This is a genomic window from Roseimicrobium gellanilyticum, assembly GCF_003315205.1.
In the GTDB taxonomy this organism is placed as follows: domain Bacteria; phylum Verrucomicrobiota; class Verrucomicrobiia; order Verrucomicrobiales; family Verrucomicrobiaceae; genus Roseimicrobium; species Roseimicrobium gellanilyticum.
The window spans coordinates 77,051-99,652 of sequence record NZ_QNRR01000008.1; the positions used below are offsets into that span (position 1 = coordinate 77,051).

Annotated in this window: 6 protein-coding genes; 4 read left to right on the plus strand and 2 right to left on the minus strand. The window is 56.1% G+C overall.

Features of this window, described 5'->3' with window-relative positions; all coding sequences use genetic code 11:
• Positions 1-419 precede the first annotated feature (419 nt).
• Positions 420-14,474: an RCC1 domain-containing protein gene (locus DES53_RS20795; RefSeq protein ID WP_170157263.1), complete on the plus strand. Its 14,055-nt coding sequence runs from the start codon at positions 420-422 to the stop codon at positions 14,472-14,474.
• Positions 14,475-14,593: 119 nt separating this feature from the next.
• Here DES53_RS20795 and DES53_RS33115 read toward each other — a convergent pair whose 3' ends face one another.
• A complete protein-coding gene (locus DES53_RS33115; protein WP_170157264.1) occupies positions 14,594-14,755 on the minus strand; it encodes a hypothetical protein in 162 nt (53 codons plus the stop codon).
• A 39-nt stretch (positions 14,756-14,794) separates the two neighbouring features.
• Between DES53_RS33115 and DES53_RS20800 the strand changes: the two genes are divergently transcribed.
• From DES53_RS20800 to DES53_RS20810, 3 genes are all read left to right on the plus strand, one after another.
• A complete protein-coding gene (locus DES53_RS20800; RefSeq protein WP_147263519.1) occupies positions 14,795-15,526 on the plus strand; it encodes a hypothetical protein in 732 nt (243 codons plus the stop codon).
• A gap of 126 nt (positions 15,527-15,652) precedes the next feature.
• On the plus strand, positions 15,653-21,475 hold the full coding sequence (locus DES53_RS20805; RefSeq protein ID WP_170157265.1) for an RHS repeat domain-containing protein: 5,823 nt from the start codon (positions 15,653-15,655) through the stop codon (positions 21,473-21,475).
• Positions 21,472-21,888 carry a hypothetical protein gene (locus DES53_RS20810; protein WP_113960244.1) on the plus strand — a complete coding sequence of 139 codons (417 nt, stop codon included), beginning with the start codon at positions 21,472-21,474 and terminating at the stop codon, positions 21,886-21,888. The genes DES53_RS20805 and DES53_RS20810 overlap by 4 nt, the downstream gene beginning before the upstream one ends.
• 95 nt (positions 21,889-21,983) lie before the next feature.
• On the opposite strand, the gene DES53_RS20815 is transcribed toward DES53_RS20810, so the two are convergent.
• The gene (locus DES53_RS20815) at positions 21,984-22,559 is read right to left on the minus strand and encodes a hypothetical protein (RefSeq protein ID WP_113960245.1); all 576 of its coding nucleotides are present in this window, start codon (positions 22,557-22,559) and stop codon (positions 21,984-21,986) included.
• Between the last annotated feature and the right edge of the window lie 43 nt (positions 22,560-22,602).

The window sequence follows — 22,602 nt, forward strand, 5'->3', positions numbered from 1 at the left end:
GAGCAAAATAAACCCTCATCGATCATTCTTCCCCATCATATAAATAACTGTAACCTTGTGAGTAGGTCGGAATTTCTATACCCGTATTGAATTGCTTCCCATTGCAGTTTTTTGGACTTTTGCGGAAGAATCCCTCGAATCCTGCAACACGTGATCGTGGGTTATTCTTGTTTGCTGTAGGAGCATCTGTTGGATGAGCGATCGTTTATGGCGGCGCGTTATCCATAGGTCCCTTATTTATGGTAAACAACATTTTATGCAAGTGTACGGAAAATTCGCATTTTGATTCTTGCCATGCGTGGCGTGCCTTGATAAACACAGCGCGCTCCCCCCCAAAAACCGGATTTGGCGAAAACTGAAAAATGGCCAAACGCAGGCCAGCAGGCCGCCAGATCTCCGTCACGTCCCTCAATTTCGTAATGAACTTGCGCATTTTACCCCTGTCGCGGCTTGTCGTGTTCCTGATTGTGGGACTCAGCTTGCAATGTCTGGCCGCTCCTGCCCACGCGCAGACCACGATAAACAAAAGAATCTCCTCCGGATACCTGTACACGGTACTGGTACGGGATGACGGCACTGTCTGGCAATGGGGCTACCCCGCTCCTGCTCCGGTCCAGATAGTAGGGTTGAGCAATGTTATCAGCGTGGCTGCCGGCGACTATTTCACACTCGCGCTGAAATCCGACGGTACAGTATGGAGTTGGAACGGGCCCTCTGCGACACCCGCCCAGGTGACTGGCCTTCCGCTGATTTCGGGGATTTACGCCAGTACGCAGCACGCGGTCGCGGTCGCGCAAAATGGCACAGCGTGGACGTGGGGTGCCAATGGATATGGACAACTTGGAAACGGCACCACTACCAGCAGCAGCAGCCCTGTGCAGGTGAGCAGCCTGACCGGCGTGGTTCAGGTTACAGCAGGGGCCATGCACACCATGGCATTGAAATCCGATGGCTCCGTGTGGGCGTGGGGCTCAAACATGAGGGGAGCTTTGGGAGACGGTTCTACGACCGATAGTACCACGCCTGTGCAGGTGAGCGGACTGAATGATGTGATCTCCATTGCCGCCGGTGGGGGTGATGGTTGGAGCCAGCATTCATTGGCTGTCAAAGATGATGGCACGGTGTGGGCTTGGGGAGCCAACTGGGCTGGCCAGTTGGGCGATGGCTCGAATACGGAGCGGCACACACCGGTGCAGATCACTAGCATCACCGAAGAGGCGGCCGAGGTGGAAGCCGACCGGTCGTGCTCGCAGGTGCTTCTTGTAAACGGAACGTTGTTGGCTTGGGGGCAGAATCAATATGGGCAAGTCGGCGACGGGACGAAAATCAACAGGGGAACTCCTGTGACGGTGGAGAATATAAGTGGGACGACAGCCATGGCTCTGGGGTGGGATCATGCTGCTGGAATCGATGATCAGGGTGTGGTGTTTATATGGGGGCATCGCAACAATTTCCAATTGGGTGACAGCAATGCTCTCCATAGCGTGAAGCCGGTGGAGGTGCCTGGCATCCAAGACGTGACGCAGGCGGAATTGGGAACGTTCCATGCCATGGCACTTAAGTCGGACGGGACTGTATGGACGTGGGGATCCAACGAATATGGGCAACTTGGGATCAACTCGACTATCTCCCGATCGATTCCCGCAGTGCTTCCTAGCTTCAGCAATGTCAAGGCCCTGGCTGGTGGCTACTGGTTCTCACTGGCTGTAAAGAACGATGGCACCGCTTGGGGTTGGGGCTACAATATCAACGGACAACTTGGTGATGGGACCGGAGTGAACAAGCTGGTTCCGACGCAAGTCAGTGGATTGACGAACCTCATTGCGATTGAAGCTGGTGCAGACCATGCCTTGGCCCTCAGGTCGGACGGAACGGTGTGGGGGTGGGGTTACAATGGGTATGGCCAGGTGGGAGATAGCTCGACGACGCAGAGACTCGCTCCTGTCCAGGTGACTGGACTCACTAACGTGGTGGCCATCGCTGCAGATAGCGGCAATCACTCTCTTGCCCTGAAGTCCGACGGCACCGTGTGGGCATGGGGGTACAATGCGAGCGGCCAACTGGGGGATGGGACGACCACCCAAAGAAATGCGCCGGTTCAGGTGAGCGGGTTGACTGATATTGTCGCCATAGCCACGGGAACGTGGCACAGCATGGCTCTCAAAGAGGATGGCACGGTCTACATTTGGGGAGACAATAGCCATGGACAACTCGACGACGGCACCACCACTCCACGTTCGACTCCACTTGCGGTTCCAGGATTGAGCGGTGTCGTGAACATAGGTGCCGGGGGAGTGCACTCATTTGCGCTGAAGGAGGACGGTAGCTTGTGGATCAAGGGGCACACCGCTCACCAGCAGTTGGGCGACGGCAGCATGAATCACCTGGTGCAGGTAGCAGCCGACGGTGTTGCCAATCTCGCCATCAAGGAGTCAGGGACTCTCATCGCGTGGGGCTCAAACGAGTTTGGGGTTTTCGGAGTGAGCGGGCCTACGAATCCTGCTGCCCTCGCTCCCTCGGCAGTTCCAGGGATCTATGCCAGCGTTGCAGCCACAACCATCACAATCGCAAGTCCCGCGAACAACACCTCGGTGCCCCTCGGTACGACGCAAACTGTAACGGCGGACATCACCTCGGCAGGCGCAACACCGGCTGGAGTGTCATTTTTCTACCATGGCATGCTTGTTGGCTCGGACAATTCAGCTCCGTACACGTTCACTTTCACCCCATGGACTTGGGGTAGTTTCGAACTCACTGCTGTAGGAGTGGATAGCGCCGGTGTGTCTTCAGACTTCGCTGCCAAAATCACTCTCGTCACTCCCTATGACAGCGACTCGGACAACCTTCCAGACTGGTGGGAGCAAAAGCATTTCGCCGCGCTCGCTCAATCGTCGGGTGGCGACTCAGATGGTGATGGGCTGACAAATGCACAGGAACTGTCTCTCAAGACCTCTCCTAGTGCTTGGGACACCGACGGAGATGGTTTCTCTGATAGCATTGAGTTCGCGAAAAGCACGGACCCACTCGACAACTTGGACAAACCAACCCTCACTATTGCACAAGCAAAACGGCGAATTGCTTCAGGGTTGCACCAGACGGTGGTCGTCAGGCCAGATGGAACGGTGTGGACGTGGGGTAGCCTGAAAGGGGTGGCCAGTTACTTCGCGTATACTGCAAATAGCTATTGGACGGGAGAAGCTGTAAGGCCTTCCTTTGACAGCGCACCAGTGCAGGTCTCCTCGCTGTGGGACGTGACTGCTGTGGCTGCTGGCCACCATCACAACATTGCACTTAGATCTGACGGTACAGTTTGGGCGTGGGGAAAGAATGCCAACGGCCAACTTGGCGACGGCACCAATACGGATTCGGATTATCCGGTGCAAGTGAGCGGGCTGGCCGACGTGGTGGAGGTGGTGGCAGGTGCATATCACTCCATAGCCATTAAATCCGATGGATCGATATGGTGCTGGGGCGAGAATACCTACGGTCAACTGGGGAACGGAAGCGCCAACGCTAGCAATGTACCGGTCGAGATTCCCAATCTGGCGGGGTTCGTGTCGATTGCTGCAGGACGGTTTGACTCCATGGCTTTGCACGCTGATGGCACGGTGTGGGCATGGGGAACGAATGCCATTGACTCCAATGGAGTCCGTATCTCGTCGCAGGTTCCTGTCCAGATGCCCGTGCTGACAAATGTCACAGCCATTGCATGCGGCGACGCAAGCAATTCCTCGCATGCCGTTGCGATTAAATCGGATGGCACTGTTTGGGTTTGGGGAGACAATTATCTGGGGCAACTGGGAATCGGCAATAATATTCCGCAGAATGGCCAGATTCTACAGGTGCCGGGATTGACAGGTGCCATCGCGGTCGATGCTACGCAGTATGGGACTATGATATTGAAGGGGGACGGAACCGTTTGGAGTTGGGGACAAAACTACAATGGACGCCTTGGGAACGGAACAGCTACCGCCGCAACATTGCCGGTGCCGGTGAACGGGCTCAGCAATGTGGTGTGTATCGCTGCTGGATACGCCCACTCGGCCGCAGTGACTTCTGATGGAAAAATTCACACTTGGGGAGGAAATGCCTATGGCGAGCTTGGGGACGATAGCTCCCTTTTTTCCACCACGCCTGTTCAGTTCAGCGGCGTTATTTCAGTGACTCAGATTGCTGCCGGTCGTAATTTCGGGCTGGCGCTGAAATCAGACGGTACCGTATGGAGTTGGGGAAGTAACGATCTCCTGCAGTTGGGAAATGGCACGGTACTGAGCAGACCGGATCCGATCCAGATTACGGCTTTGGGGAGCGACACGGTCTCCATAGCGGCATCCCTGAACACATCATACGCCGTGAAGGCCGATGGTACTGTATGGGGATGGGGAAGCAACAGGCAGGGACAGCTAGGTAACAGTGCGCCTATCGGAGACACGGCACCAGTGCAGATTACCGGGCTCGGCGGTATCATTCAGGTGGCTTCGGGAGGACAACATGGCCTCGCATTGAGAACAGACGGCACCGTGTATGCATGGGGGAGAAACATCTTCGGTGAAGTGGGTGACGGCACGAGCACGTCACGCATGACTCCCCAATTGGTGCCGGGATTGAGCGGGGTCGTGGCGGTGTCCGCCGGTCTTGCTCATTCCATGGCGTTAAAGAGCGACGGCACGGTTTGGTCTTGGGGGTACAATTCCAATGGACAGTTGGGGCACACACCTATTTCCACGGTCCGCGTTCCCAGGCAGATCACCACCCTTTCGGACGTGGTCGCAATCGCGTGCGGTCCCACGCACAGTTTGGCTGTGAAGGCCGATGGGACCCTTTGGGTTTGGGGCTCAAACTCCAATGGGCGGTTGGGCTTCCCAACCCCCACGCAAGTATATTTTCCGACCCAGGTTGCCGGGATTTTCAACGCTGTCGGAATTGCGGCATCCGCAACGCAGTCGATGGCGTTGCTGGCCAATGGTGATACCTGGATCCAAGGCGGAGACGTTTCTTTTGGTCATCAGGGCAGCGACAACATCTCCCAGAGAATTGAGCAAATCGTAGGAGGTGACTATTTCACCTTGGGTCTGAAGGAAGATGGTAACATCGTTGCGTTCGGGACCAACATTTTTGGACATCTTGGTGAAGGTTTGCCGTGGCGTGGAGAGGCTTATACGCCGGGCGAAATTCGTGGGCTGAATATGTTCTATACGCCCGCCCAGCTCAGTATCACGAGCCCCTGGTCCAACCCGGAAATCGTAGCGCTTGGCCAGACCCAGCCGGTGACCGTTGATGGCTCCCCTGGAGACACTCCGATCCAATCGGTGTCTCTCTACCATCATGGTGTCTTGGTGGGCACTGATACGACACCCCCGTATACATTCAACTTCACTCCCTGGACTTGGGGCGAATTTGAACTGAGAGCGATCGGCACCGATCCCTTGGGGCACCAAACCGCACGCTCCTCGCCTCTCACTATTCACGTGCCCTATGACAGTGATTCCGACGGTCTTCCCGACTGGTGGGAGCTGTTCCATTTCTCAAACTTGGGCTCTGGCGCATTGGATGACCCAGATTCTGACGGTCGCTCCAATGGGGAGGAGTACGAAGATGGCACCAACGCCTTGGACGACGACACTGATGGAGACGGGATGACCGATGGTGCCGAGCATATGCATGGAACGGATCCGCTCCAAGCAACCAGCTTTGTGGCTCCCCTGCGCGAGATTGAAGTTCTGGCCGGTGAATCCGTGAACGCCGCTCTCGATATTGTCAATCCCGAGGAGGCTCCAATGAACTATACTGCCTCACTCGAGGGCAGTGTCATTCACCTGGGCGCCCAGGATGGGAGCTATGCTCCGAAGGTAAGTGGTGAGACCAGCGGGCCAATTTATGCCTGGCAAGATATTCGTTACAGCGGTCAGAGAATGGCTGCACCCAAGGATCTCAACGGGAAAATGGAAGTCGTTGAACTCGACTTCCAATTCCCCTTCTTCGACCAGGAGCATGGCAGCATCCATATCTGGAAGAATGGATACATCACGCTCTCAGAACCTTCTACTGGATACGCTGGCTACAGTTTGCCAAGCACATCGGCTCCGGCAAACCTGATCAAAGGACACTTCGATAGCTACAACCTTGAGTATGGCGGCGGTGTGTTTGTCAAAAAGACCGGAACACAAGTCATCATCCAGTATGATCGGATGAGAACATCTTCTTCGGGGCCGGAGCATACGTTCCAGATCATCCTGTTCGACACTGGCGAAATCAGATGTGTGTATAAGTCGATTCCTCCAAATTCTGCCGCTCCTGGCATCCAGAATGCCACCTGTGATGAGGGTGCCGAGGTTTCAGATTCGTCCACTGTTGCTTCCGGTACTGCGGTGCGTTTCGACAGGGATCGCACTCTCGTGACCATGAGCCCGATGTCGGGAAGCGTGGAAGGGCAGGGCACAAGCCAGGCGCAACTGCACGTGGATGCACGTCAATTGGATGGTGGTTTCTATGACGCCGCAGTCCATGTGTCGACACCAGACACTTCGGGTCTTCAGAAATATCCTATCCGCATCAAAGTAAGGCCGCGTCCGACTGTTTCCGTTCTGGGAATTGGCAATGGTCAAATTGTGCCTCCCGGAGGCAGGTTGTCGCTGGGCTGCGCTATCAACAATCCGGTGCCGGGGAGAACTTATGAAGTGAGTTATTTCCTCGACGAAGTTGAGGTGGGACAGTCCTCAGAGATAAGCGCTCAGTTTGTGACCTCAAATCCTTTCTGGCACGGCAAGCACGGGGTTTGGGCTCTCATCACGGACTCTACAGGACAGGTCTTCTCGACAGATGCTTTGCGCTTCGCGGTTGATGAATCCGTTGATCAGGACGGGGACGGAATGTCCGATTTCTATGAAGAAATGATGGGGCTGAACACTGCTTCGCGTGTCGACGCCGGACGGGATTCTGACCACGATGGCTTCTCGAACTTGGTCGAATTCCACCACAACACCCGGGCTGATGATGCGTCATCAAAGCCTGTAGCAACGGTGGTTGGCACTTCTTCCGATACGCTGGAAGGGCTGCTGAAGCAGGCCGCTTCTTCAGATGTGGATCTGCCCATCGTCCAGCTGGCTGAAGGGAACTACGATGAGGAGCTGTATCTGAGTGGCAATGTCACGACCTGGGCACGTGGCATGATGATTGTGGCGGCTCCTGGTGACGATGTGACGCTCAGTAAATCCGCCTCGGTCTACACGGATCGCGCGGTGATCCTGCAGGGGCTTCGGTTCGAGAATTCGGATGAAAATGGCATTGAGATAAATCGGACCGTGCAGGCCCTGCCTGTTCTGCTTTCTGGCTGTACCTTCTCGAATCATACCGGAATGGGGGTCAGAATCTCTGGCCACACCCAGTATGAAGAGGATGCACCCAGGGGAGTCGTGGATTTGACCAATTGTGTCATCCGCGGGAACAACGCTCCCGGTTGGGCTGATGCAGGCGGGATTGGGGTGTACAACAAGGTGGCCGTCTGGATCAACCATTGCACCGTGGTGGAGAATTCCGGTGGGACATACACAAAGGCTACTGGGCTTTTGGCCCGCGACCTGAGCTATGTTGAGGCCTATGGGTCCATTTTCTATGGCATCCCGGCAAATGATTACAATGGTGATCCCATACCTGAAGTAGCTACTGATTTCTACGCGCCTGAAGAGGCGCCGACACTGGTGATCAACTGGTCGGACGTCCGGGGAGGAACCTCTCTGGGGGGGATGGTGGGAAATGTGAATGTGGCGCCCGTGCTGAGGAAGGATGGCCATTTCCTTCGGGTGGCTGGCAATGAAACTCTGATCAATGCAGTGCCTCAGATATTGGAAGGCACTGAGTTCCCCCGGTTGGACATGGATGGTGAAGCGCGTCCCCAAGGAGCCAATGCCGACATGGGAGCGGACGAGTGGAAGGACACTGATGCGGACGGATTGCCGGACTGGTGGGAGCAGAAGTATTTTGGCGGAACGGGAACCTCACCTGGAGCCAACGATGATGGCGATGGATTGACGTCCCTGCAGGAGTTTGAGCGTGGCTCGGACCCCAGCTTGGGGGATACTGATGGAGATGGACTGCTGGATGATGCGGAGTCGGTGGCCAACGCGCTGAATCCTGACCATGACAATGATGGGATGAAGGATGGGTATGAGGTGGCGCACGGGCTGGATCAGGACTCAGCGGCGGACCGCCTGGCAGACAAGGATGGCGACCGCTATCCCAACGTGTTTGAGGCGGCCCATGGCACCAGTGCCTCCAATGCTGCCAGTTATCCTGATGGCAGTGAAGTGGTGACAATGACTCCGGCAGACAGCTTCGACGACGTGATTGAGGCTCTCAATGAACCCTATCCGATCCTTGTTCTCGAACCCGGAACATATGACAAAGATCCATTGTACCTATACTCTGGGAGTTTTGTTGAGCGGTGGAAGGCTGTTCTTGTAATCTCGCCGGAGATTGGCGGTGCAGTGCTCAAACACAATCCTGTGAACGGCGTCGGGTCAGGCCAGGTGATCGTGTACAGCGATAGCGTCATTGACGGATTGGTCTGTGCTGATTCTCCCTTCAATGGCGTCGAAATCACCGTGGCCACGGAAGCGCGTTTCAAAAATTGCTACGTGACGGGCCATGAAGGCACTGGGGTCGTGGTGAATGGCTTTGGCGATGCCTGGCTGGAGAACACGGTGGTCATGGGTAACCGAGGAACGCAAGCCCCTACCGGAGGTGTTGAAGTTTTCGGTGGCAGCCACGTGCGCGTAGTGCACTGCACCATCGGCGGCAATGTGGTGCAACCTGACTACGAATGGTCCAACTACGCCACGGGGATTGTCTGTGGATATGATTCCCTGGTCGAAGTGAGCCAGAGCATTTTGGCGGGGCCAGTGATCACCAGGACGGTGGGGGGTGTGTCCCAGACGGTGCCTGAAGTGGTGTTTGACAGCTATAGCCCGCCAGAGCCCGGGGAAGGCTTCGTCATTCAGCGTTCTGCTGTGCGCGGTGGATACACGGGCACCGGCAACGTGAACACGGTTGCATCGTTGAGGTTTGATGGGCATCTGAACACAGGTGGGGGCAGCAACGCCGCTCTGATCAATGCGGTTCCCACGTCGGGAGTCTACATGCCGGGCTACGATATGGATGGTGAAGCGCGTCCCCAAGGAGCCAATGCCGACATGGGAGCGGACGAGTGGAAGGACACTGATGCAGACGGATTGCCGGATTGGTGGGAGCAGAAGTATTTTGGCGGAACGGGAACCTCACCTGGAGCCAACGGTGATGGCGATGGGTTGACGTCCCTGCAGGAGTTTGAGCGTGGCTCGGACCCCAGCTTGGGGGATACTGATGGAGATGGACTGCTGGATGATGCGGAGTCGGTGGCCAACGCGCTGAATCCTGACCATGACAATGATGGGATGAAGGATGGGTATGAGGTGGCGCACGGGCTGGATCAGGACTCAGCGGCGGACCGCCTGGCAGACAAGGATGGCGACCGCTATCCCAACGTGTTTGAGGCGGCCCATGGCACCAGTGCCTCCAATGCTGCCAGTTATCCTGATGGCAGTGAAGTGGTGGTGGTGACTCCGGCGGACAGTTTCGACGACGTGACCAGCAATCTCAATCATGCCTATCCGATCCTGCGACTTGACCCAGGAACGTATGATAAAGATTCGCTGTATCTGCTCAATTCGGGTTATGGCACTGACTGGAAGGCGGTCCTGGTCATCTCGCCACAGATTGGCGGAGCTGTACTCAAACATAATCCCGCAAACGATGGCTCGGGTCGGGTGGAGATGTATGGAGGTGGTGTCATCGATGGATTGGTTTGTGCTGATTCTCCCGACACTGGTGTCCGCATTGACTCGCCCACGGAAGTACGCTTGAAGGACTGCCGGGTGACTGGCCACGAGCGTACTGGAGTCGTAGTAGTTGGCGTGGGAGACGTTTGGCTGGAGAACATGATAGTCATGGGCAATCGCGGCACGGGTGAGCTGACCGGTGGCATCAATGTTTTGGGTGGCAGCCACGTGCGCGTAGTACACTGCACCATCAGCGCCAATACGGTGCAGCCCGACTACGAATGGTCCAACTACGCCACGGGGATTGTCTGTGGATATGGTGCTCTGGTTGAAGTGAGCCAGAGCATTCTGGCCGGGCCGGTGATTACGAGGACGGTGGAGGGTGTGTCCCAGACCGTGCCTGAAGTGGTGTTCGACAGCTATAGCCCGCCAGAGCCCGGGGAAGGCATCGTCATTCAGCGTTCTGCTGTGCGCGATGGATACACGGGCACCGGCAACGTGAACACGGTTGCATCGTTGAGGTTTGACGGGCATCTGAACACGGGTGGGGGCAGTAACGCCGCTCTGATCAACGCGGTTCCCACGTCGGGAGTCTACATGCCGGGCTACGACATGGATGGTGAAGCGCGTCCCCAAGGAGCCAATGCCGACATGGGAGCGGACGAGTGGAAGGACACCGATGCGGACGGATTGCCGGACTGGTGGGAGCAGAAGTATTTTGGCGGAACGGGAACCTCACCTGGAGCCAACGATGATGGCGATGGGTTGACCTCCCTGCAGGAGTTTGAGCGTGGCTCGGACCCCAGCTTGGGGGATACCGATGGAGATGGACTGCTGGATGATGCGGAGTCGGTGGCCAACGCGCTGAATCCTGACCATGACAATGATGGGATGAAGGATGGGTATGAGGTGGCGCACGGGCTGGATCAGGACTCAGCGGCGGACCGCCTGGCAGACAAGGATGGCGACCGCTATCCCAACGTGTTTGAGGCGGCCCATGGCACCAGTGCCTCCAATGCTGCCAGTTATCCTGATGGCAGTGAAGTGGTGGTGGTGACTCCGGCAGACAGCTTCAGCAGTGTGACCAGCAATCTCAATCACGCCTATCCGATCCTGCGGCTCAATCCAGGGACGTATGACAAGGGAGCATTGTATTTACCTGCCGGAACTTACAGCGACACATGGAAAGCTGTTCTGGTCATTTCACCGCAAATCGGCGGAGCTGTGCTCAAACACAATCCGGCAAACGGTGGCTCCGGTCAGGTGATACTCTATGGCGATGCTGTCATCGATGGATTGGTTTCTGCTGGTTCGCCTCAAACTGGAGTGTCGATGCACGCGCCAAATGAAATCATCTTGAGGAATTGCCAGGTCAAGGGACATCAGAACTCAGGGATCTACATTTGGGGGAATGCCAAGGTGTTGATCGAAAACACCATTGTGGTTGGGAATCATGCGGGCAGCCAGCCCACTGGGGGAATCTACGTCGCGGGAACAAACGAGGTCCGGCTGATTCATTGCACGGTGAGTCAGAATACTCTGGAACCTGCTGCATTGTTCGCCTCGGCTGCGACAACCATTGTAGCCAATCCCACCAGCTTCGTTGAGGTGAGTCAAAGCATCCTTTCGGGACCTGTGCTGACCCGATTGGTTGATGGCCAGCCGGAAGAGATCCCTGAGGTGGTGTATGGCTCGGACTTTCCTCCGGGACCAGGGGAGGGCATTGTCATTCAATATTCCGCCGTCCGTGGTGGATTCCCGGGCACGGGGAATCTGAGTGTGTCACCGATCCTTCGCAAGGACGGTCGTCTTGCATACAGCTCCGGGGGTAACGCTGCGTTGATAAATGCGATCACGCCAGCATTGGCCGGATTGCATATTCCCCCCCTTGACTTGGATTCCGAGAACAGGCCTGAAGGTTCAGGAGCTGATATCGGTGCCGACGAGTGGAAGGATACGGATGGCGACGATTTACCTGATTGGTGGGAGCTGCAGTACTTCGGAAGCACCACTGCTGGGGTGAGGAACAGTGACCTCGACAGTGACGGGGCTTCGGCCCTCCAAGAATACGTGTACAGTTCGGATCCCACGGATGCAGACACCGACAACGACGGTCTGCCGGACGGCCAAGAAGTTGTCTTTGTGGGTTCAGACCCCATGAACGCAGACACCGATGGAGACGAGATGGGCGACAGCTTTGAAGTGCAATATGATCTGGATCCCCTCGATGCCGGGGATGGACTTGAAGACGCCGATAATGATCGTTATCCCAACATCTTTGAGGCGGCCAAAAGCACCAATCCCAGAAATGCTTCAAGCATGCCCGGCCCGGATGCAGTAATTGCCGATCTGGCAACTGCCCAGGATCGGTTGGACACGGTGTCAGCGCGCCATGTCATTCTCCAGGTGCCGGCTGGCACAGCCGACATTGCAAACTTCGTTCTCCGACCCAGTGCAGACCAAGGGCACCTGCTGCTCATTTCCCCGGCTGCGCTTGGCTCCACGATTCGTGCGTCCAATTTCACCATCGACTCGGACAACTCCATCTTCGTCGATGGATTTGTCATCCATGCTGAACGTATGCGAATTGACGTGCCAAATTCTGGAAGGCGTATCGAGCTGTCGGGCCTGCATGTGCGGACCACGGCAGGCGGTATTTCCGTAAACGGTTCCACCGTGGTGAGAAATTGTATTTTCGTCACGGATGGCCAGGCGAATGTCTTGAGTGCTTTCGGTCCGACAACCATACAAAGTAGTACTATCTATGTGCCTTCGGACGAGTACACCAGCGTTCCGGTGGCTGCTTATGACGCGTTGGACGTCGCCGGATCCATCATCTGGTCGGCCGGTTCAGAGCCTGCCATTTCCATGCAGTCGCCAGCTTCGCTGGTAGTGGAGAACAGCATCATCTCTAAGTGGACTGGCACTGGTAGCGGGAATATCAGTTCCATGCCGTACTTGACGCCTGATGGCTATGCGACACATCTGTCGCCCGCCGTCAATCGTTTGGCTGGCACCGTCGTCCTGCCCGTTTCAGATATTCATGGGGAAGGCCGACCACAGAATTCCTTCGGTGATGTTGGCGGTGACGAATGGAAGGATAGCGACTCGGATCTCCTTCCCGATTGGTGGGAGCAAAAGTACTTCGGTTCCACCACCGCTGGCGATCCTGAATCGAATCCTGATGGAGATGGCAACGTCACAGGATTGGAGTACCTCTATGGAACAAACCCATTGGTTGCAGATTCCGGTTCACACGGGGACGGATCTTCTTCCGATGAAATCATTGCTGAAACGCCTGACAGTTCCAGCTCGGGACTTGTCGTTCAGGACGGGGGCGTCTCGCTTGGAGAGCGTCGGGGCTGGATGGAGTACCACTTCACCGTGAACCGTGCGGGGTTCTACCGGTTGGAGGCCCACACCCAAACAACGGGATGGTCACCAATTCCGCTGGAGTTCTGGTTTGATGGGCACCTTGAGACTACGGATTACTCGGGTGCGACCGTGAACCATCGGTTGCCATTTCTCCGCGCGGGAACACACGTTGCGCGGGTGGTGGTCAATGGCACGCGCCATGATACAGCGGCGGTCATTGGGACGGTGAAATTACTCTGGGATGTCGAGGGCAATCAAGGTGGGACCTCAGAGATTGCTGCGTTGCAGGCGCGCAACACAATCATCGCTCCAACCCAGTCGCATGTGAGTCCGGCGTTCGTCGAAGGTAGGACGTTGTACCATGATTCGTTCACGGCATCCGCGGCGGGCACGGGTGCTCTGACCGCAGAAAAAGGCTTGGGTGCCGGCTGGTACATCAATGTTCCGCTCGCACCAGACGGCACTCCCACCACTACGAACTTCTCCTTTGAAGGAGGTGCCCTCCAAGAGGCGCGCTCCATCTCCTGGAGTGTCACCAATATCCTCGCCGGTAATATGATAAAGATCCGCCGTGGGGACAAGCTGCGGCTGACCGGCTTCGACTCCGGGACTAACCCCACCACGCCAGTCGTGATCAAAGTGGACTCGGTGCAAGTCGGAACTACGACCGCAGGATCGGCCTTGGTCCACCAGTTTGATACGGCCGGCAGTTTCCAGGTGACCGCTGAGGTCGGAGGCGGTGCACCAGTCGCGATGACAGTGCAGGTGCTCGGCGTGGGTTCCGATTTCACCACGCCCTTCTATGTGTCCTCGGGGGTGCCGCGCGATTGGATTCTGCCATCCGTCGCGGAACAGGTGTACTTGCAGTCTGATTCGCTTGTGGAGCTGGCTCCAAAAGCCGTGTCGTCGGGCGTGAAGTATGGAGTCAAGAGCTTCGTTCCCGGAAATCGTACCATCCTGGCGCGTCTCTCCGTCAATGGGCCGGTCATTGCGAAGACAACCATTGGTATCTTCCGCTTTACCAATGCCCAGGCCACGGGAGGGGGTGTGGTGATTGGAAACTTGGACAGCATGACCAAGATCATTCGGGCGAGTTATGTGATTGAAGGACCGATCCCGCCAAATCTACGTGTTCGGATCGAGATTTGGTACTCAGGGGCAAGCTTCGATACCGGCAGCTCCATCCGCGAATTTGGTCCGGGCGCTTTTGACGCCAATGGCATAGCCACCGCGCTTATCCATGCCATTGGCCCGATTTGCCAGAGGCACTACCTCTATCTGGATTGATACAAGGGAGTTCCCTCATGAACCAGCTGATGCATTTGCACCTTAGAACCAGGATGGCTATCGCTGATTTGCGACGGTTATTCCGTATGTGTCCGTCAGCGACCGCCTGTCTTCTGGCATCAGGAGTGGTCGCTGTAGTAGCTGGCCAAGAACCCCTTCGCTCGCAGGAGGTCCCGAAAGGTGGTCCCATCACGGAGGTTGCTCCGGTACTCAGGTTGATTCAGCAGGGTCAGGTCCCATCGGATGTTCCCATTCTGCTCCTCAATCTGGACGAACGCCATGCCCCGACCCAGAATGAAATTGCAGAGATTCTCGGCATCTTGGGAAAGCCCCTGCCAGCCTCCTATCAGGAAGGAGACGCAGCAGCCATTTTCAATGAACTGGTCAATCTCCTGTTTAGACAGCGACCCCTGCCGGAGCCATTGGGTGAGACCCTGGTACGTGTGGCGTCCTCCACGACAGCGGCGCCGCTCATCAGAGACTATGCGCTGCAGCAAATGGTCTATGTGTGGTGGCGCGAACCCCGCCTTCCACAAAGAGAAGCCATCGAGAAGGCCTTGTGGCAGGCCATCAAGCAGCCCGAACGCGAAATGGCTGGTAGCGCTCTCCTGGCCTTGGCCAGGTTGTTTCTGCCACCGAGAGCATCGAGTGGACTGGATGGCAAACCACTCACTTCCCTGGACGTTCCAGAGTCACCCGACGCGGCCGGACGACAGGTGGCCACTGTCACGAGCCAAGAGGTTTCCAGCGAGATTCTGAAAATTCTCCGGAACAAGAAAAGCCACCCTGCGGTTCGCGTTTCAGCAATGCGTGCGGGGGTCATGCTCGGTGCTCCTCAGCTGCCGGAAGAAGCACTCAAAATAGCAGCTGATCCTCAGAGGGAACTCCAGTTGCGCATGGCCGCAATTTCGGCAGCGGGCTTCGTGGGCAATCCGGACCTGACGACGAAGGTCTTGTCAAAGCTCAGCGAGAACCCGCTTCTGAAGCCCGCCACAGATGAGGCGCTGAAGATGCTTGGCCTGCGCATCAAGGCAGAGAACGGCCAGCGCTGAAGCTGGCCCGCCCCCCAAAATTTACAATTCGACTTTGCACCAATGAGAAACCTCCCCTCCAGAACTCGCTCACGCACCCGATTCCGGTCTGCATTGTCGCGTCTCGGTTCCCCCGCTCAGATGACCATGTTCGGCATCTGGCTCTGCGGGTGGCTGGCATCATCTGCTTCCTTGTTTGGACAAGAGGCCAGCGGCTCCTCGAATCCTGCCGTCAATTCGCCGCCTGCCCATCCGCCGGGGAATTCGAAGCTCGACCAGAACCCAGGTTCCGACTCTCCAGCTGCACCTCAGGGCAGCAGTGCAAACTCCAACGAGGACTGCTGCAAAAAGAATGAGAAGCTTGGAAGCATCGATATGGAATTCCCTCTGAGCGCCTTTCCCTTCGAACCTGGGATGGAAGGGGGTAAGCTTTGGCTTTATGTTACCAAGCCTGATAGCGGGGCTTCCCCGGTTAGCATGGCGGCCATCAGCCGCCTGCGCTACCACAGTCTCGCCACGATGCAGGTCACGAGCTTCCAGGCATCACCCGCGGAGGGTATCGCGCTGCGTTGTGATATTGAGCAGGCGTCTGGCTTGACCATCACGTTTGAGATTCCTCAGGGCAAGACGATCGGTGTTCCGAGCGGCCAGCAGGGCGACTCTGAGGCGCGTATCGAGCTGTTGGACGCCATGGGGCAGGTCACTGGCGATCCGGGAGCAGCAGTGCAGATACGGCAGTACCGTGCTGCGGGAGGTATCATTGTCTACGCGCTTCCCGGTGGTCAGCCGGTTCAGCACACCACACGTACAGGCCGTGTCTTGGCTCTTCCTGATACCGGCAGGGTAGAGATTATTCAAGTCAACGGCGTCATCCGGCAGGTTCGCACCGAGGCCGGTCTCTTGGATGTGGTGCCGACCAGTCCACCCAGCCTCATCAACTACTCCGTCAGCACCTACATGCCTGGTCAGTATGGAGCGAAAACGGGAACTCCGGCCCTTTATTCTGTCGTTGGAAAGAAGCCCAGCCGAAAGGTGACGATCACCGCACTAAGCGCCAACTCTCTGAGTGCCAAGACGGAAGAGTTCTCGCGGAATGCCTCCAATGCCAGCACGACATTGACCACCATCAATCAATACGACTACGCCACCACTACGGAGGACTGGACGCTCACGACCAAGGATGGCGCAGGCACTCCGATTGTGACGCAGACACGCGTCTTCGAAGACCTTCCCGACCATTCGGGCGGCAAGGCGCGCAAGATCACGCGCATCTATAAGGATGGCAGCAACAATGAACTCTACCGGAGTACGATGACACAAACCCAAACTAGCTGGGGAGCCTGGGTGAATGGCGACATACAGGAGAAGTCGAGCGCCACTGCCCAGATAGAAACCATCGGCCGTCTTGAGCAGTACGGCACCGATCCGAGGCAACCCAGCTACAAAAGGCTGATCCTCCAGAAGACTGCCGAGGGGAATATCTTCCGTTATGAATATGACGACCATGGAAGAATGAGCCGGCGTGAATTGCCATGGTTGGACAATGTCACTGGGCAGGTACAGGTCGACATCTACGGTTACGAGCCTCTCATTCCAGAGGATGTGGTGCGTCCTGGAGATGAACGACCCCGTACGATGACAAGGTCGGTAGGAGGGTTGATTCTGTCTCGCAGTTTCCTGGCAGATTATACAGATGGTGCAAACGGAGATCGCTATACACAGATCGAAGAACAAGCAGCTCATGCCGGTGCCCTCTATGGAGCGGTGGGCAATCGTCGGAAGGTGACGACCTACTACGGGCCTCAGGACCCTGCGCTGGACGTGGGACGTGTGCTCGAAGTGCGCAATGCCGATGGGACCATGACGCGGTACGAATATGAGCTGGATACAACCCAACCTCACGACCCCATCTTCACGACCACGGTGATGGGACCCTTGACCGGGGACGGACAACCGGTCCCTGGGAAAACCCAGCGGACCAAAACGGCGGTGGATGGACTGGGTAGAGATCGTTCTGAAACTCTTGGCGTTTGGTTGGATACTGCGTTCGTGGACTATCGCCGGATCTCGCATGCATACCATGCGGAAGGCCAGTTGTTCCAGTCAGTGGAAACAGACCTCCTGAGCAACCGCGGTCGTGTGCTTAGCACGAGCTATTGGGCGGGACCTCGCAAGGCATCGCATACGGATGAGACTGGCGTTACCGTGACCTACGGCTATGACGCATTTGGCAGCCAAACTACCGTCACACGTTTGGCGCATGCTGCCCAAACGAGCCCGCTGACCGCCGGAGTTACTTATCCTGCGCAGCCGGAGACGGTTACTTCGACCTTGGGAATGTCCGGAAGCGCCACTTGCTCCTCTTCGCATTCCATGCCCTGGCACAAGAATACCACCAGAACTGTATCCTCAGGAGGACTCTCTCTCGTGAAGACGACTACGCGTGACATGCGTCAGCGTGTCCAGTCAGAAACGGACGAGGCTGGCTACACCACCACCTATGCCTACAACGCTGCTGGGACTGAAACCACTACTACGCTGCCTTCAGGCGCCATCGTGAAGACTGTCAAGTACCGTGATGGAAAGATGAAAGAAGTGTCAGGGAATGCCACTGTCGCAATGTTTTGCAAATATCAGGTACGCCTTGCAGGGGGGATTACCAAGACGGAATACACTGCCGTGAACGAAGGGCCGCGATGGGTTCAAACGGACACGGACATGTTGGGCAGAGTTGTTCGGGTCGCAAAACCTGCGTTTGGAGGTGGAACGGTGGTGTACACCTATGTGTACGATGGTGGAACGGATCGTGTTCTGCGCGCTTCCAGCTCTACAGGAGAGGGGACATCCGGACCTGTTGAGCTTAGTCAATATGATTCCCTCGGCGTGCTTGACTACCAGGCAATCACGATCCGGCCGAATGCCAATTCCATCGATGTTATCTCATCCAGTGATCGAGTGGGCCAACTCCTTGGTTCAATGGTACTGGAAGAAGTGGAAGGCCAGATGTTCTTGTGGCACGTGTCGGACCAGTTCGTGTATCCCAATAGTGGCCTGCACGCCGCGACGTGGGTCCGGACCGCAACGTCCAGACAGTTGATCGCCGGCTTCACCGGATTGGAAGTGTCGAGAACACGATATATCGACATTCGAGGCAACCAGCTCGATCAGGTAGCCACCTATGACCCGAATACCGGCATCGCCATTCTGGAGGCTTCCAGTCCGGGAAGCAGCGATCTCCTCAAGGAGGTGCGTCACTGGGACCGGACTGTAGAGGTGAGACAACCGGGAGCCAACGGTTCCACATTTACCAGGTGGGATGCGCTAGGACGAATGGTGGGGACGAAGGAGCCACGCCATGCTGGAGCAGAGTCCGTTATCCAATATGCACCCAATTCCTCTCTGGTGCAGTCAGCAACAGATCCAGCGGGGAACACCACCTCGCTTACCTTTGTGGCTCAAGGAACCTTTGGAGCACCCAATATTGCGGCCGTGACAACGTCTGCCGGCGTCAAACGGCGGACATACACAGCTCGAGGGCAGGTGGCTACTACATGGGGGGAATCGACCTTGCCGATCACTTTCGAGTACGATGCCTATGGACAACGTACGTCAATGAAAACCTACCGCAGGGCCGTGGAGGATGGTGGGTGGCTGGGGCTGGCTTCTTGGCCGATGACGAACCTAACCCCGGACACAACCACTTGGGTTTATGACGACGCGACCGGGTTGCCCACGGAAAAGGAGTCCGCTGACGGGAAAAGCACTCTGTACACTTATCATAAAAATGGCCGCCTCTGGAAACGCACTTCGGCCAGGAACGTCGTGACGACCTATCTTTACACTGCATTTGAACAGCTTGACACGGTGTCTTATTCAGACGGATTCACGCCAGCACTCGATTACGAGTATGATCGGCTTGGGCGCGTGGAGCTGGTCAGACAAGGTGCGGGAGCGTCATTGCGTGAGTATGATCTCGAATACAACGCGGCGACACTTGAACTCCAAGGGGAAAAATATCCCGTCTACGATTCAGAGCGCTGGGTAGAACATCTCTCGGATTCATTGGGAAGAGCCAGCCATACCCGTTTGAAAACAGCCAGTGGAACAATTGAGCACCAAGTCTCCTATACATACGATGCCGCCGCAGCCCGGCTTGAAACGGTCTCACGAACGACTCCTGGCCTGACAGCGCGCACGTTCACTTACAACTATGAGCCCGCCAGTCCTCGCCTGACGAACTCCGTAGAGGGACCGGCGCACGTCGTTACGAATGCCTGGGAGCCCCTTAGAGACGTTCTGGATATCAAGGAGAATGCGCGTCATGACAGCTCGCTGATCTCACGATTTGACTACACAGTGAACGCAAGGGGATTGCGCTCCAGTGTGGCTCGCTCCGGCGATGCCTTTTCCAATGGAGATTCTTTGAGTTGGACTTACGACAAGCTGGCACAGGTTGCATCGGAAACGCACTCGGTTTCGACCACTCTCAACCGCTCCTATACCTACGACTCCGCAGGTAACAGGATCACCGGAGGGTCCTCTACAGGTCCGGCGGAGTATGAGACAAACGCTGTAAATCAATACATAGAAATCACGCCTTCAAGTACTCTGCCGACCTATGATGACGACGGAAACCTTCTGACGGACGCAGGACAGATCTCGCCGAATGGTGTGTTCCGTTATGTGTGGGATGGCGAAAACCGTCTGACCGAGGTCCGCCGGAGCGCTGACAACGTGCTGGTTGCGAGTTATGAGTACGATTATGTGGGGCGGCGCATTCACAAGAAGACCACGGCGGCCGCCATTCAAGGCGTGACCGATGTGTGGTTCGTCTATGACGGGTGGAACCTTCTTGGTGAGTTCAGTGCCACGGGTGGCGTTACCCTTCTCTCGTCCTATGTTTGGGGCAAGGATCTTTCGCTGAATTCCAAAGCGGCGGGTGGAGTGGGAGGTTTGTTGATGGTGAATGAGGTTTCCTCAAGCCAGGACTACTACCCAGTGATGGATGGCAATGGAAATGTCAGTGAGTATCTGGATGGCGCGGGAGCTATTGTTGCACAGTACAAGTACGATGCTTTCGGAAGGGTGAATGAGTCCAGCGGACCGATGGTCAATGATTTCCAATGCCAATTCTCATGCAAGGTCCGTGATAGGGAGACCGGGCTAAGCTACTTTGGTTATCGGTATTACTCTTCTGAACTCGGAAGGTGGCTCAACAGAGACCCGATTGAAGAACAGGGCGGCTTCAACCTCTACGGCATGGTTGGGAACGATCCGGTGAACGAAGTAGACGTGCTGGGATTGGCTTGGTACGATCCGAAAAAGTGCGATTGTCAAACGTTTGAGGTCAGCTTGCCTCAATTCAAAATTTCGTCGCCCCCATTTCTCAGCAAGGGCATAGGGTGGGGCATAACGCTTACCCTTGAAGCGGGATTCAAAGCGAGTTTCAAAGGGGAAATCTGTAACTACTGTTGCAGTGGTAAAAAGAAAAAGGACGTAAGGACAGGTACTTGGAGCATCAATTTCACCGGAAAAATTGAAGTCAAAGGGGGGTATCATATCCCAGAGATACCTGTAGGAGGTGGTTGGAAGATCGGAGGGTTCCTCGGTCTCAAGGGGACGGGAATTGTCTCTGGTTCGGGTGGAATTGAGGTCGGCCCTAATCCGTGCACCAACGAAAAGGAATGGGGTGCGCCCATACCTCTCACGTTGCAGTTTTCGGCCTGGGGAGGGGCAGAAGCAACCGCCAAGAAAAAGAGTTGGATCGGTGAGTGGGAATATACCTTGGGCGAGCTCAGCTTGGAAGGAACGTGGACATCCACGACTCTGTCATACATGATAAAGTGCAATGAACAGAGGTGCTGGATGCAAGACTTCAAGCCGGTGAGCAGTGGTTACTCAATGGAGTGGCAAAGCGCTGGTACGTTCAAGGCGTGCGTTGGCCCGTTGTGCTATACTAAGGACTTGTGACCTATTTTGCGATATTTGCTGTATTCCTAATCGGATCTATCATCCTCATTCTGTTTCTTCTGGATAATCCGATTAAGGGCGTTGCTCGCCGGGCTGGTGGAGTCTTTCGTGAGATTCCACCAACCTGCCTTCAAAAGATGGAGCTTGGCCAATTTGGCATTGGGTTCGTGGGCAATGGGTACACCGACCTCCGGTTCTACCCAGACGGGATTGGCGCAACTTCATGGAGCCTGGGAGGGGAACTTTTTTTTCCTTTCACCATTCTCGCAATTGTGCCCAACCGCCGCATGGGCGATCCGTGTAAGTTTAAAATTGTTTCGCGAGTGAACAACCGCGAGTTGGTTTTATCCCCGTATGATCGGCCCAAGGTATTGGAGTTTTTGAAGGAACATGGGGTCGCCATGCAGGAGTGATCCATTGAGGCAAACGCTCAATTTTTTTGGATGATTATTGCGAACAGTTGACCGATTCTTCGGTCGGCTAGCTGTTCTTATTCTTGTGCGGTTACTCAATCCTTCTTCAGCAGCTTCTGGATATCGAACTCCGTGTACCCGGAGTTCTGACTGTCTTCGAGGATGAGGGGGCGGATGTTTTTTTCCTGCTTCTTGAGAGCTTCAGGCTCGGAGCGGGTGGTGAAGACATCGCCTTCGGCCTTGGAGCGTTTGTCGTAGTCCCAGGGTTTCTTGTCGCCGTAGCGGTTGAGGGGGGATTTGAACTGGTCATCGGCCATGGCGTTTTCCTTGTCATGGCCCTGGAACATCTTGTTGAGGAAGCCGCTCTTCTTGTCCGCCTGGGCGTAGGTGTCCGTCTTGAACTTCTTGTTGTGGAACATCTTGCTGCCAGCGAATTCCTTCGTCTTGAAGTTGCCGCTCTCCACTTCCTTGCCGGCGTTATAAGCCTTCTTAGCGAGACCGGTCTGCACCTTGTCGCGGTTGCGAATCTGGTAGGTGATGCGCTGCTCCAGTTTCATGTCCGCGTAGTTCGCGGCAGCGGGCGAGTTCTTCTTCGGCTTGGAGTTGCTGCTGCAGGAGGAGAGACCGGGGCCGAGGGCGACGCAAAGGGTAATCAAGAGCGCGAAGGGCATGCCTCCCAGATGGCAGACGCGGGCACAGAGCAGGGAAGTCAGG